This window comes from Priestia sp. FSL P4-0332 (genome assembly GCF_038005845.1).
Taxonomy (GTDB): domain Bacteria; phylum Bacillota; class Bacilli; order Bacillales; family Bacillaceae_H; genus Priestia.
Genome location: NZ_JBBOUA010000001.1, coordinates 3818711 through 3833023, shown reverse-complemented (window position 1 = coordinate 3833023; position 14313 = coordinate 3818711). Strand labels below are relative to the sequence as shown.

Here is a 14313-nt window from a genome sequence, read left to right as displayed (position 1 = left end):
GTATCATTTTTGGAGGGAAATAAAATGACAAATAAAAAGTATGAGCCGCTTTTACAGCCATTTACTTTTTCAAATGGCATCAAATTAGATAACCGCGTTATTCTTGCACCTATGACAAATTTTTCATCAAATGAAGATGGAACAGTATCAAATGCAGAAGTAGACTATTATGTACGACGTTCAAACGGTGTTAGTATGGTCATTACAGCATGTACATACGGAACGCCGAACGGCAAAGGATTTCACGGAGAGTTTGCTGCAGACAGCGATGAAATGATTCCTAGCCTGCGCCGTTTAGCAACAGCAATTAAAGATCAAGGAGCAAAAGCAGTTCTTCAAATTTTCCACGGAGGCCGCATGTGTCCGCCTGAGCTTGTTCCAAATGGAGAGGTTGTTAGCGCAAGTGCTGTTGCTGCAGAACAAGAAGGAGCACCGGTGCCTCGAGAGTTAACAAATGCAGAAATTGAAGGCATTATTCATGATTTTGGTGAGATGACGCGCCGTGCTATTGAAGCAGGATTTGACGGAGTTGAAATCCACGGAGCAAATAACTATTTAATTCAGCAGTTCTTTTCTCCGCATTCTAATCGCCGCGAAGATAAATGGGGTGGCAGCGTGGAAAAACGCTTAACATTCCCGCTAGCAATCGTAGACGAAGTAAAGCAAGCCGTTTCTAAACATGCAAAAGAGCCATTTTTAGTAGGCTATCGCTTCTCGCCAGAAGAGCCTGAAACGCCCGGAATCACAATGGCTGATACGTTGAAGTTAGTTGATGCACTAGCAGAAAAAGACCTTAATTACCTTCACGTATCCCTAATGGAATTCTGGTCAAAACCGCGCCGAGGCGTGGAAGATACTCGTTCACGTATTGAAATTATTCAAGAGCGAGTAGGAAGTCGCGTGCCTGTGATGGGCGTAGGTTCTATTCATACAGCAGACGAAGCAGCAGCAGCTCTTGAAACGGGTATTCCACTGCTTGCGATTGGCCGTGAATTAATTATAGATCCAGACTGGGTTCAAAAAGTCAAAGAAGGCCGCGAAAATGAAATTGTGACAACATTAAGCAAAAAAGATCAGGAAAAGCTTGTCATTCCTGATCCACTGTGGCAAGCCGTTATCAACACGCCAGGCTGGTTCCCGGTTGAAGATTAAAAGAAAGACAGAAAAGCGCAAAGACGATGGGACTGCCCCCGTGTCTTTGCGCTTTTTGCTTCTTCATGGAATAGCGCTTTTGAACCATTAATTTACAAATGGGCTTCTTTATGTTTGAATAATAATAGTTTTCTGAAAGTGAGGTAGAAAAATGAAAGCAGGCCCAATGGTAAAAATGATGGTTTCAATGAGTATTTTTGGTTCAATTGGCTTTTTCTCCACACAAACTGGACTGCCTTCTTTTGATTTAGTATTTGTTCGCTGTATTTGTGCAACGCTTTTTCTCGGAATGTGCTGGTTTGTAACTGGTGAATATAAAAGGGAGAAATGGAATGCCAAAGAAATAAAGCAGATTTTACTGTGCGGAATATTTCTTGTGTTTAACTGGGTATTTCTATTTAAAGCATTTGAAATGATGTCCGTTACGGTAGCTATTTCTGTTTATCATCTTGCGCCCGTCTTAGTATTGCTTCTGGGAAGCTGTATCTTTAAGGAGAAATTAACGGTTCTTGGCGTTGTGTCTATTTTTATTTGTTTTGTGGGAACAATTCTGATTATTGGGGGGAAGGAACTTACGATTGATAGCTTCATGTCGTCAGGAATACTGTGGGCGCTTTTAGCCGCTTTGTTTTATGCATGCACGACGCTGCTTGGCAAAGGAATTATTCATACGAGTGCTTACGCTGTTACATTTCTTCAGACTTTTTTAGGAATTTTTTTATTATTGCCGTTTGTTCACTTTAATGATTTTCATCTCCTCACAACGGCCAATTGGACAGCGATTTTAGTAACAGGCTTTGTACATACTGGTTTAGTGTATTATTTGTTTTTCGACAGCCTGCGCTACTTAAAAACTCAGGTAATTTCAGTTCTGGTATTTTTAGATCCAGCCGTTGCTATTTTATTAGATACAGCATTCACGGGATTTCGCCCGACGCTTTTTCAGCTTGCAGGCATTGTTTTGATCTTTTTAGGAATGCTTTTTACTTTGAAGCCAAAACCTTCATCTCAAAAAAGTATTTCCAATAGCAAGATTAAAAAGATCACATAGAATTTCTATTTAATCTGCAGGTGCTCATTTATTAGAAAAAGGGGAGCTAGTCATGAAAGTCAGTAAGCAAAACGCAGAACACTATGTGTGGGGAGGAAAATGCGATGGGTGGCACCTAGTGAAAAATAAAGACGTAAGTATTATTCATGAGCGCATGCCCCCTCATACGAAAGAGGTAAGGCATTATCACACGAGAGCACAGCAATTTTTCTTTGTATTAAAAGGAACAGCTGCTCTAGAAGTAGACGGAATCATTTATGATGTAAAAGCACATGAAGGAGTAGAAGTACTTCCATTCATTCTTCATCAAATGATGAATCGTTCGAGCGAGGAGATTGAGTTTCTTGTTATTTCACAGCCTTTTGCACAAGGAGACCGCGTAGCTGTTTATAAAGAGGAAGACTAAGCATAGATAAGTCTATTTTTACTAGTCCTAACAGTAAGCGAAGAATACCGTCCAGTACAATAGTACCTTTTCATTAAGTAAGTGAAATATTATGCGTAATAAATATAAAAATACTTTTATTGCAGAGCAGAAATGTGGTAAATTAATATGTATGCAATATAGGGAGAACAAAATTTACAAATTAACAATTGTGTAATATTAACATCACGATAAAAAATAAGAGATTACAAGTTAATTTGTGAATTTTGTAGATGACTAAAAAAAGAGATGAAGATGATATTGTTTGACAAATTGAATCATTTTCGGGTAATCTTTTGCAGGACGTAACCGTTACGATTTGATGTAGGGGACTTTCCTGAGATTAGCTGAACATGAAATCTCTACTTTTTAGTGAAAGGAATTTGAAAATGAAAAAACTATTTTCAAAGCCGTTGTTTTACTTTTTTATAGCGGTTTTATTCATGTGGATCAAGTCTTACATGTCTTACAAAGTGGAGTTCAACTTAGATATAAGTGACTCAATGCAAAAAACGTTATTGTTTATTAATCCGATTAGTTCAACCCTGATCTTCTTAGGGTTAGCATTGTTTGCAAAAGGAAAAAGATCCATCGTTTGGACGCTTATTCTTAGTACAATCATGACGGTCATTTTGTACAGCAATATTTTATATTATCGATTCTTCAATGACTTTGTGACATTGCCTACTTTAACGCAAACAAGCAATGTGGGTCATATGGGAGGCAGTATCGCTGATTTAGTAAAAGCTCACGATATTTTTTACTTTGTAGATATCATTTTACTGATTGCGCTATTGTTTGTTAGAAAAATCGAATGGCCAAAAGCACGTCTTAAATTCCGCTATACGTTCATGGTACTAGCGGCAGGAGCTATCGCTTTTGCAATTAACTTGCACTATGCTGAAAAAGATCGCCCTGAATTATTAACAAGAACATTTGATCGCAACTACCTAGTGAAATATTTAGGAGCATACAACTACACGGTGTATGATGCAGTTCAAACGTTTAAAAACTCAAAGCAGCGAGCATTCGCAAGCAGTGATGACTTAACAACAGTGAAAAACTTCAGTACAAGTCACTATGCAGCTCCAAATATTGAGTATGCCGGTAAAGCAAAAGGGAAAAATATTATTAAAATTCATCTAGAATCATTTCAGTCATTCCTGATTAACTATAAGTTAAACGGGCAAGAAGTAACGCCATTTTTAAATTCATTAGCAAATGGAAATGAATTTATGTATTTTGATAACTTCTTCCATCAAACAGGACAAGGTAAAACAGCTGATGCAGAGCTTATGATGGATACGTCATTATACGGCTTGCCTCAAGGATCAGCATTTAGCTTAAAAGGCCGCAACACGTACCAAGCAGCACCAGCGATCTTAGATCAAGAGGGCGGCTATACAAGTGCCGTTTTACACGGAGACTATAAAACGTTCTGGAACCGTAATGAAATTTATAAGCAGTTCGGTGTGGATAAATTCTTTGACGCAAGTTATTACAATATGACTGGTGATAACAAAGTAAACTATGGATTAAAAGATAAGCCATTCTTCAAAGAATCTATGCCAATGCTACAGTCATTGAAGCAGCCGTTCTATGCGCATATGATTACATTAACAAACCATTTCCCATTTGTCCTTGATAAAGGCGATGCTAGCATTGAGCCGGCAAACACAGGAGATGGAACGGTAGACCGTTATTTCCAAACGGCTCGTTATTTGGATGAATCACTGCAAGAATTCTTTACAGAGCTAAAAGCTTCAGGCTTATATGACAACTCAGTTATTATGATTTACGGCGACCACTACGGTATTTCTGAAAATCATAACAAAGCAATGGAAAAAGTTCTTGGCGAGAAAATTACGCCATATAAAAACGCTCAGCTTCAACGCGTACCGTTCTTCCTTCACGTACCAGGTGTAAAAGGTGGAGTGAACCACACGTACGGCGGTGAAATTGACGTAGTGCCTACGCTTCTTCACTTAGTGGGAATTGATAGTAAAGAGTATGTTCAATTCGGTACAGATTTATTATCAAAAGACCACGATCAGGTAGTAGCATTTAGAAACGGTGATTATGTTTCTCCGAAATACACGTCAATTGACGGCAAGTATTACGATACAAACACAGGAGAAAGAATCACAGCAACAGACGAAGCGAAAGCTTATAAAAAGAAAGTTGGAAGAGAGCTAGAACTTTCTGATAAAGTGTTATACGGTGATTTATTACGATTTAATAAATTAGATGACTTTAAAGCGGTCGATCCATCAAAATATATGTATGGAAAAGACCAAGAAACAGAAAAGTAATGTAAGCTTTCACACCATACAATCCAAACAAGCAAGTAGAGGAGCTTTTTAAAAGCTTAGCTACTTGCTTGTTTTATGAGAACTTCATTGAAAAAGAAAGCTGGTGACAGAAACGTGGAGCGAACAAGACGCAAAAGAAGAAGAAGAGTTCGATGGGGCAGAGTGTTCTTTGCTTTGTTGTTTCTTTTTATTATCGTTGGAGGCATATACAGCTATTTCCAATATAAGCAAGGGCTATCGATGGCAAGCGATGGTAAATTTGCGGATGACGGCACGACATTTGAACAGTTTCAAGGCAGTCTCCCAAATAACGGAGAAGTAAATATGCTGCTGTTAGGAAGTGACTCGCGCGGGGAAAAGCATTCTCGTACAGACTCTATTTTAATTGCTCACTACGATTCTAAAAGCAAACACCCGAAAATTGTTTCCCTTATGAGGGATATGTACGTGGATATTCCAGGACACGGCAAGCAAAAGCTGAATGCTGCTTACGCGTTCGGAGGTCCTGAGCTGCTGCGTCAAACAATCAAACAAAATTTTGATATCGATATTAACTATTATGCAGTTGTGGACTTCGAAGGGTTTTCAAAAATTGTAGATACGATTGCACCTGATGGCATTGAAGTAACCGTGCCTCACGATATGTCTTCGGGAATTGGTATGACGCTTCACAAAGGCACCCAAGTTTTACACGGTGAACAACTGCTTGGCTACGTACGTTTTCGCCATGATAACATGAGTGATTTTGGACGCGTTCAGCGCCAGCAAGAAGTCGTTTTAAAGCTTAAAGATGAAGCAGCAAGCCTAAACAGCGTGTTTAAAATACCGAAGCTTCTCGGCGTAATGGATCCTTACATCGATACAAATTTAGATACAAAAAGCATGATGCTTCTAGCTAAAGATGTGGTAACAGGAAACATGAAAGATGTTCAAAGCCTGCGACTGCCGTTAGACGGATCATTTGAAAACAAAACGTATAGCGGTGTTGGGATGGTGCTTGATATTGATTTAGATAAAAATAAAGAAGCGCTGCAAGAATTCTTAAATGACAAATAAAGAAAAGCCTCGAGACGCATGTCTCGAGGCTTTTTCCTTATACATAGACGATGATGCGTTTGAATGACGTAATTAAACTGGTCACTATACCAGAGCATACAACAATGAATAATGAATAAATAGCTGTATCGTTTTGAAGCAGTAAAATACCTGAAATAATAATAGATGCGTCAATCACTAAAATGATGATGCCGGGGTTTAAAGATAACCATTTCGCAAGTATCAGAGAAAATAAGTCGACCCCGCCTTGACTTGCGTGCTGCCGGAGCATGATGCCGGTTCCGATTCCGTTAAAAACACCTCCAAGGCAAGCGCTTAAGATAATGGGAAGGTGAAACATCCCGTGAAGCGGAAACAGCAAATCAATCATAACGGCTGAGAGAACCATGCCATAGATAGCATTTAAAAAATAAGAGCGGTTAAAACCCAGGGCGAGAAGGTAAATCGGCAAGTTTAAGCAAAAAATCATCACACCTACTTTATAGCCAAGTAAATAATTAATGATTAAGCTAATTCCCGTAATGCCTCCTGTTACAAGCTGAAGCGGAAGAATAAAAACGTTAATTCCGATACTAACAAACACACTGCCAATTCCAATTGCAATCAATTTTTTATACATGCTGTCTCATCCTTGTCTATGAATCTCTTTATATGTATATGAAGACAAGCAGAGTTTCAGCACAAAGACCGCTTTAGAAACCATAATGAACGGATTAAATATATGCAAAGGAAGCTGTTTTAAGATGCAAATGTGTTGCATAAACATGGTTCACCATAGACAATAAGAATTAACGAAGAAGGTAAATGGAGGAGAAAAAATTGATCGTTCGAAAAGCTAGAGAAGAAGAAACATCATCTATTGAAACAGTGACGCTTGCTGCTTATGAGCAATATGCAGCTGTAAAATCAGAAGCACACTGGAAAAGATATCGAAAGGGAATTTTACATACCCTGAGTGAAGAAAAGAAATTTGAGTGCATTGTAGCTGAAATCGATGGAGAAATGGCAGGAAGCGTTTTGTTTTATCCCCCAAATACGGATGTATATGGAGGATTGTTAAAACCATTTCCATGGGCTGAAATTCGTCTGCTGGCAGTTGCTCCGTCTCATCGCCGAAAAGGAGTCGCCAATGCGCTTCTTGAAGCGTGTGAAAAAAAATCTCGGGAGCTAGGGTGTTCTTATTTAGGTTTACATACAGATCATTCAATGGAACATGCCATTAAGCTGTACACTAAAAGAGGTTACGTTCGCTTTCCTGATAACGACTTTTATCCGGTAAAAGATTTGCACGTTATGGCATTTAGAAAATCAGTTTAATAAAAAAAGCCTTTGAAATCAATGATTTCAAAGGCTTTTTTGAGATTCTGAATTTAAAATGACAAAAGCGAGAAAAAGAATAGCAGAAGCTAGCCAAACTGCTTTTGTCCCTAGGGTGAAAGTAGAAATAGAACCTAACAATGCGCCGCTCAAAAAAGAGAGGATAATGGCGGTAAAACGAAGGCACTGATAAGCAGCGTTTTCATCGCGTTTGAATATAGCATAGTATGCTGCTTGAGAAGCAGTACGAAGGTTTCCGGTTGTCATGGTTGTATTATATGACCATTTTATCAAAGTTCTAAATGAAGAAACTTGAAGAGCAGCAACAAATGAAATTGTTACTGTAACCAACATATTAGGAACACTAGACGGTAAAAAACCAACGATAATGAGTACGACAATTTCTAAAAGCAATACGATACGAGAAGTATCAGGGAGTACAGATACAAATCGCGGTTGCTTAAATGTTTCGGTTACAGCAACGCCTAGGATAAAGGCTACAATAGGGGGAATATGAAGAAAAGCTTCTGTCCATTGACCTTGCGCTGCCTTTACACCTAATAAGACGATATTTCCACTTTGTGCATTTGCGAATACTCCGTTTCTGCTTATATACGTATAAGCATCAAGAAAACCTCCCACAATAGCTAACAAAATTCCAAGAATAACTGAATTTGCCGTTGCAGCTTTTTTGAATCGTTTCGTTAATTGTAAAAAGTAAGATGATTTGTTTGTGAGCATGTCTTCCTTCTGCCTCCTGAAAATCTAAGATGCATTATCTAGTATAAGCAAAAGAGAAGCTTTTCTTCAATTACTGCGATTTCATATAAAAAAGATAGGGTAGGTCCCTATCTTTTTTGTAATTTATATAACGTGACGATTCCAGTGGCGGTGAGCTGAAATAGCTTCAATAAATTCATCTGTAAAGCGTGTAGTTTCTCCAGTTACGACGCCGGGACTACTATCTAATCCAGCAGCTTGCAGCCACTTAACACCTTCATTCGTCGCCCCAATTGGTTTAAAATGCTTGAATGCTTCTTGAGCAAACGTCAGTGCTTCTTTACGAAACTTCTCATCAGCTGACGAACTTCCGACAACATAAACCGCATCGAATAAGACAGAGTCACTTGTTAAGAAGGTGTGCTGTACTTCAAGCTCTGACCCGTCTGTTCCTTTTACGTTTTGGAGGGTTGTGCTTACAATTTCAGGCTGAATGCCCTGTTGTTTTAAACTGTTTAACACCTGTGGTAGGTCACTGCTAAAGTCATTAGCTACAATGACAGCTACTTTACGCGTATTCGGCTTTTTAATCGTTTGCTCCTGACTAAGAGCCGGAGATGACTTGGTCACTGGCGCGTCTTCTCCAGATGGAGGCGTTGCACCAATCGCTTGTGCTACTTGTTTAGCTAGCACTGTACTGACGTTGGCAAACATATCAACGACCTGCTGCTGAACAGACTTGCTTTTTACTTTTCCAAGTTCAAAGCTAAAAGCACTGATAATATGCTCTTTTTCAGGGGCGCTCATGCTATTCCAAAATAGCGTTGCCTGTGAAAAGTGGTCTTTAAAACTTTCGCTGCGGCTTCGAACTTTTCTTCCTTCCACTTTTTCTTGATAGTGAGCATAACCGCCTTCTGATTCAGGTACAGGAGCCGGCGTGTTGGCTGCAAGAGAGTTTCTGTGATAGCTGACAGGTCCTTTGTTAATCGTTTGACGTCCGTAACCGTCTCGTTGGTTGTTATGAAACGGGCATACTGGACGGTTGATTGGAAGTTCGTGAAAATTCGGACCGCCAAGACGAATAAGCTGGGTATCTGTGTATGAAAACAATCTTCCTTGTAAGAGAGGATCGTTAGAAAAATCAATTCCCGGTACCACATGCCCCGGATGGAATGCGACTTGTTCCGTTTCGGCAAATACGTTGTCCACATTTCGATTTAAGCTCATTTTTCCAACTAGTTTGACGGGAATGTCTTCTTCAGGCCAAAGCTTAGTTGGATCGAGAATGTCAAAGTCAAATTTAAATTCATCTTCCTCATCTATGATTTGAATGCCTAGCTCATATTCAGGATAGTCTCCGTTTTCAATCGATTCCCATAAATCGCGACGATGAAAATCCGGATCTTTCCCAGAAATTGTTTGAGCCTCGTCCCAAACAAGGGAATGCGTTCCAAGCACGGGCTTCCAGTGAAATTTGACAAAATGAGCTTTTCCTTCTGCATTAACTAAGCGAAAAGTATGTACGCCGAAGCCCTCCATCATACGCAAACTGCGTGGAATTGCACGGTCTGACATTGACCACATGACCATGTGAGCAGACTCTTGGTTATTGGCGACAAAATCCCAAAACGTATCATGTGCTGAAGCCGCCTGCGGCATTTCGTTGTGTGGCTCAGGCTTAACAGCGTGAATTAAATCCGGAAATTTAATCGCATCTTGGATAAAGAACACGGGAATGTTATTTCCAACTAAGTCATAGTTTCCTTCTTCTGTATAAAATTTTGTTGCAAAACCACGGGCGTCGCGCACCGTTTCAGCTGAACCTTTAGAACCTGCTACAGTAGAAAAACGGACAAATACAGGTGTTTTTACAGACGGATTCTGTAAAAATTTAGCTTTTGTATATTCACTGAGAGAGTCATACAGTTCAAATTCTCCGTGAGCAGCGAAGCCTCGTGCATGAACGATGCGTTCAGGAATGCGCTCGTGGTCAAAATGCGTCATTTTTTCACGGAAATGAAAGTCTTCCATAAGGGTTGGACCACGTTCACCCGCTTTTAAAGAAAATTCATCTTCGGAAAGCTTTAACCCTTGATTGGTTGTGAGCGCTTGGTTTCGATCATCTGTTTTAAACTGCTCGAGCTGTTCTTGCTTGCTTTTTTCATTTACAGGGTGCTTTTTTGTCATACCTGTCTTCCTCCTTGATCTTCAGTTAATAATCATTACAAAATGTGTACCCTATCAAAAGTTGAAGCAAACAGAAATGTTGGAATTTTTTCGTAGGAAATCCGTTATTTTCTTGTTATGATTATGAATAAGTATTCATAAATACAAAAATAAAAGGAGAGGGGATACATAGATGAAAACACGGGTAACAGATTTATTAGGGATTCAATATCCAATTGTACAAGGAGGTCTTGCGTATTTAGCGTACGCAGAACTTGCCGCTGCTGTCTCAAATGCAGGCGGGCTTGGACAAATCACAGCTATGACGCTCCGAAAACCTGAGAAACTACGAGCTGAAATTAAGAAAGTACGTTCTTTAACTGAGCGTCCTTTTGGCGTTAATTTTGCTGTGGGAGGTCAAACAGAAGGTTCTTATAAAGAACTTCTCGACGTAGCAGTAGAAGAAGGCGTGCCGGTTGTTTCCATAACAGGAGCAAATCCCGCACCTATTTTTGAGAGATTAAAAGGAACGGGAATTAAAACGCTCGTACTGGTAGCCAACGTGCGTCAAGCTCAAAAAGCCGAGAAGCTAGGAGCAGATGCTGTCATGGCAGTGGGGCAAGAAGCAGGAGGACATATCGGACGTGAGGATCTGGGTACAATGGTATTAATTCCTCGAGTAGCTGCGGCTGTGTCAATTCCGGTTTTGGCAAGCGGAGGGATTGGAAACGGACAAGGATTATTAGCAGCGTTATCATTAGGCGCTGAAGGGATAGAAATGGGAACACGTTTTATCGCGACAAAAGAATGTGTAGATGCCCATGATGCATATAAACAAGCTATTGTAGAAGCCAAAGAAACCGATACTGTGGTTATTAAACGTTCGTTCGGGGCACCTGGACGCGTATTGAAGTCCCACTACACTCTTGACATTATCGAGCGTGAGCAGCAAGGAGAGAGGTACGAAGAGTTAAAAGACGTCATTAGCGGAGGGGCAAACTGCCGGTATATTTATGAAAATAAAATCGATGAAGGCTATGGATGGGCAGGCCAAGTCGTTGGACTGATTGATAATATTCCAACGGTGCAAGAGCTTTTTGCCAGTATGATAGAAGAAGTAGAAGTTGGTTCTAAACGACTGCTGAGTATATTGGAAAAGAAGTAGAGATACAAGCCGTCATACCGCAGCAATTATTCGCATATTTATAATCTATATCTCTAAATGAGGTGAGAGAATGAAAAGGATGCGAGCATTTGCTATTATGACGTTTTTAGTAGTAGGTTCAGGGTATGCAGTTTTTACTAAAAAAGAAGAAGTTTTCAAGACTCAGCAAGCACAAGTGTACGAAGAGGCAAAGCCTGTTATTAAACAAATGGACAAACTGGATATTTGGCATAAAATCAGCAGCGGTTTAACTGAAGCGGGCTATGAATCAAGGGGCGTGAATTCTTCCCTTTACTCAAAAGACAGAGTAGAGCTGGATGTGTATATGGAACCTTCCGTTTCAGCTGATGCCAAAACGCAAGAAACGATTAAACAAATGGTATATAAAATACTCGAAGAAAATAAGTTTCAGCAAAAGGCCTTTCATGTAACAATTAAATTCCTGCCCGAAAAACAAGCAAAATAGACTTGTCTCGGCCAGGAAATTTTTTTGTTAAAATGCTTTTTCATTGGCTGCTGGAATACTCTCTGGGAGAGAAATTTCAGCATTTTTGGGCTGATACGCAATTTTTCCGTCCAGCACATCATTTGCTTTTTGTAGATCTAATAAATTTTCCCATCGTGCGATAATAAAAGCAGCTACCGCATAACCAATAATATTAACTGTAGTCCGGTAATTACCCATAAAGCGATCAGGAGCGAGCATCAGAGCAACGGCTGCTACCGGAATGGATCCGGTTGCTGCTGCGGTAGCAGAGAGAGCAACAAAAGCTGATCCTGGAATACCAGCCATTCCTTTAGACGTAAGAAGAAGAACACCAAGCATTAAAAGCTGATCAGTGAGGCTCAAATCCACGCCCGTTGCTTGTGCTAAAAAGACGAGGGCAAGAGACAAGTAAATGGAAGCACCGTCTAGATTAAACGAATAGCCCGTAGGTACAACAAGGCCGACGACTGCTTTGTTGCATCCTGCTTGTTCGAATTTATCCATGAGCTGCGGCATAACGGCTTCAGTGGAACCCGTAGCAAATGCCAGCATAATTTCTTCTCGTATATATAGAATGACTTTCCACAAACTTAATTTTAAATAGATTCGTAAAATAACAGCTAAAACAAGAACAAATGCTAGACAAGCAATTGTCATAGCGATAAACAGCTTTCCGAATGCAGCAAGTGTTCCAAGACCGTACTGACTAACTGCAAATGCCATGGCACTAAACGTGGCAAGAGCCGTTAATTTCATAATGTATCCCATAATTTTAAACAATACATCATTTACTTTCTCCAATACATTTAAAAGTGTCTCTGCTGTTTTTCCACTTATATGGACAAGCGCGATGCCAAACAAACAAGAAATTAAAAGCACTTGAAGCATGGAGTTGCTTGAAAAAGCACCAACTGCACTGTCTGGAATCATATTAAGAAAAAAATCACCTTCACTCGGAAGTTCGGAGCCGTTAGTTTTCGCGTCCACTTCGCTTGTGCTTAAGCTTGAAGGATCAACATTCATACCGGTGCCGGGATTCATTACGTTTGCTACTAATAGACCGATTAATAGAGCGAATGTTGTGACAATTTCGAAGTAAAGAATGGTTTTTCCGCCGATACGCCCAACTGTTTTAATGTTTCCAACCTTGGCAATTCCAACAACGACTACTCCAAAAATAAGAGGAGCAATCAGCATTTTGATAAGCTTAATAAAACCGTCTCCAATCGGTTTCACAGCATTCCCGAAGCTTGGCCACAGATATCCTACGGCTATGCCAAGTACAATCGCCATCATAATTTGAAAGAAAAGACCTTTATAAAAAGGTTTTTGCTTACTTTTTGCCGCTGTTTGTGTCATGTGTTCTCCCTTCGTCGTACAATTTTTTAGATATCACAATAGATGTTATGTTTTTTTACATTTTAACGTAAGGTTGTTTGAGGTGTCATTGGTCTCTTTGACTAAAATTCAATAAAAATATTAGTTGAAGTGTATAAGAAGGGAAGGGAGTGGTTTAAAACATTATTATTTTTAATATAGATCTTTAAAAAAACTAATAAAAAGCACATGCAAAGGCATGTGCTTTTATTTGTTAAATTAATTTAATTCCGCTAATTAGAATGATGGTTGCCATAATGGCTTGAAGCGGTCTTGAAGGCACTTTCGTTGATAAACGGCTTCCGATTAACACACCTGGAATAGATCCAGTTAATAGGTTAGCAGTCAACATGTAATCCACGCTTCCGAAGCTTGCATTTAAAATACCAGCCACCGTAACGAGAAGAAACGCATGTGCAATATCAGTTCCAACTAGCTCAGATGTTTTTAGCTTAAATAAGTACAGCATCGCAATCGCAAATAATGAGCCCGAACCAATCGATGTTAGTCCGACAATGAATCCAAAGACTACACCAATTCCGATTGTTAATCCTTTTTTCTGATTTAAGTCCATTTCTTGAAAACGATTTGGGCGAATGAATTTATCAAAAAAGACGCGAAAGATAATTGAAATGGCAACCAGTGTCATGACATATCCAAGAGCGTGCTTAATAATCGTTTCTTGATGCTCGTGAAAAGATGGAAATGCATGAAGTGTGACAATGGCAAGAACAGCGCTCGGAATACTTCCGAAGGCTAAATATTTTGCTAATTTAAAGTTAATGGTTCGCTGTTTATAGTGCTGAGCGACTCCAAATAATTTTGTGATAGAATTGTAGACAAGATCTGTTCCTACGGCAATGGAAGGGTTAATGCCGAGTACAATCAGTAAAGGTGTTAATAAAGCGGCGCCTCCAACTCCCGTTAAGCCTACTAGGGTTCCGACGAATAATCCCATTAAGGTAATTGATAGTTCCATGTTTCTTCCTCCTACTCTCAAAACCAAGTACATTGATCTGATTATAGAGCATTGTAGCTCATATGTAAATAAAATTCTGAATATTTTTAGTGGAGTTGAAAAGGTTT

General features: G+C 39.6%; 13 protein-coding genes. 8 read left to right on the top strand and 5 right to left on the bottom strand.

Annotated elements, in window-relative coordinates; translation table 11 throughout:
- The first annotated feature begins 24 nt into the window (after nt 1–24).
- The 5 genes from MKY06_RS20165 (at nt 25) to MKY06_RS20145 (ending at nt 5995) form a co-directional block, all read left to right on the top strand.
- A complete protein-coding gene (locus MKY06_RS20165) occupies nt 25–1152 on the top strand; it encodes an NADH-dependent flavin oxidoreductase (protein WP_013058635.1) in 1128 nt (375 codons plus the stop codon).
- Between the two features lie 151 nt (nt 1153–1303).
- Entirely contained in the window at nt 1304–2203 is a 900-nt protein-coding gene (locus tag MKY06_RS20160; protein WP_098979966.1) for a DMT family transporter, read from the top strand.
- Between the two features lie 52 nt (nt 2204–2255).
- The gene (locus MKY06_RS20155; protein WP_029323842.1) at nt 2256–2609 is read left to right on the top strand and encodes a cupin domain-containing protein; all 354 of its coding nucleotides are present in this window, start codon (nt 2256–2258) and stop codon (nt 2607–2609) included.
- 407 nt (nt 2610–3016) lie between these two features.
- Nucleotides 3017–4939: an LTA synthase family protein gene (locus tag MKY06_RS20150; RefSeq protein ID WP_013058632.1), complete on the top strand. Its 1923-nt coding sequence runs from the start codon at nt 3017–3019 to the stop codon at nt 4937–4939.
- 87 nt (nt 4940–5026) lie between these two features.
- The gene (locus tag MKY06_RS20145) at nt 5027–5995 is read left to right on the top strand and encodes an LCP family protein (protein ID WP_013058631.1); all 969 of its coding nucleotides are present in this window, start codon (nt 5027–5029) and stop codon (nt 5993–5995) included.
- 37 nt (nt 5996–6032) lie between these two features.
- On the opposite strand, the gene MKY06_RS20140 is transcribed toward MKY06_RS20145, so the two are convergent.
- Nucleotides 6033–6614 (bottom strand): YitT family protein, encoded by a 582-nt coding sequence (locus MKY06_RS20140; protein WP_029323840.1) that lies wholly within the window; start codon nt 6612–6614, stop codon nt 6033–6035.
- A 200-nt stretch (nt 6615–6814) separates the two neighbouring features.
- Here MKY06_RS20140 and MKY06_RS20135 point away from each other — a divergent pair, with 200 nt between their 5' ends.
- A complete protein-coding gene (locus MKY06_RS20135) occupies nt 6815–7312 on the top strand; it encodes a GNAT family N-acetyltransferase (protein WP_013058629.1) in 498 nt (165 codons plus the stop codon).
- 27 nt (nt 7313–7339) lie between these two features.
- Here the strand turns inward: MKY06_RS20135 and MKY06_RS20130 are convergent, their stop codons facing one another.
- Both MKY06_RS20130 and MKY06_RS20125 read right to left on the bottom strand, forming a co-directional pair.
- On the bottom strand, nt 7340–8053 hold the full coding sequence (locus MKY06_RS20130) for a YoaK family protein (protein ID WP_013058628.1): 714 nt from the start codon (nt 8051–8053) through the stop codon (nt 7340–7342).
- 123 nt (nt 8054–8176) lie between these two features.
- Nucleotides 8177–10219, bottom strand: coding sequence for a catalase (locus tag MKY06_RS20125; RefSeq protein WP_204231935.1), 2043 nt, complete (start codon nt 10217–10219; stop codon nt 8177–8179).
- A gap of 172 nt (nt 10220–10391) precedes the next feature.
- Here MKY06_RS20125 and MKY06_RS20120 point away from each other — a divergent pair, with 172 nt between their 5' ends.
- Both MKY06_RS20120 and MKY06_RS20115 read left to right on the top strand, forming a co-directional pair.
- Nucleotides 10392–11363 (top strand): NAD(P)H-dependent flavin oxidoreductase, encoded by a 972-nt coding sequence (locus MKY06_RS20120; RefSeq protein WP_029323835.1) that lies wholly within the window; start codon nt 10392–10394, stop codon nt 11361–11363.
- A gap of 70 nt (nt 11364–11433) precedes the next feature.
- Nucleotides 11434–11829, top strand: coding sequence for a hypothetical protein (locus MKY06_RS20115; protein ID WP_013058625.1), 396 nt, complete (start codon nt 11434–11436; stop codon nt 11827–11829).
- 27 nt (nt 11830–11856) lie between these two features.
- Here MKY06_RS20115 and MKY06_RS20110 read toward each other — a convergent pair whose 3' ends face one another.
- Both MKY06_RS20110 and MKY06_RS20105 read right to left on the bottom strand, forming a co-directional pair.
- Nucleotides 11857–13209: a cation:dicarboxylate symporter family transporter gene (locus MKY06_RS20110; RefSeq protein ID WP_029323833.1), complete on the bottom strand. Its 1353-nt coding sequence runs from the start codon at nt 13207–13209 to the stop codon at nt 11857–11859.
- Nucleotides 13210–13441: 232 nt separating this feature from the next.
- Entirely contained in the window at nt 13442–14206 is a 765-nt protein-coding gene (locus MKY06_RS20105; protein WP_013058623.1) for a sulfite exporter TauE/SafE family protein, read from the bottom strand.
- Nucleotides 14207–14313: the final 107 nt, after the last annotated feature.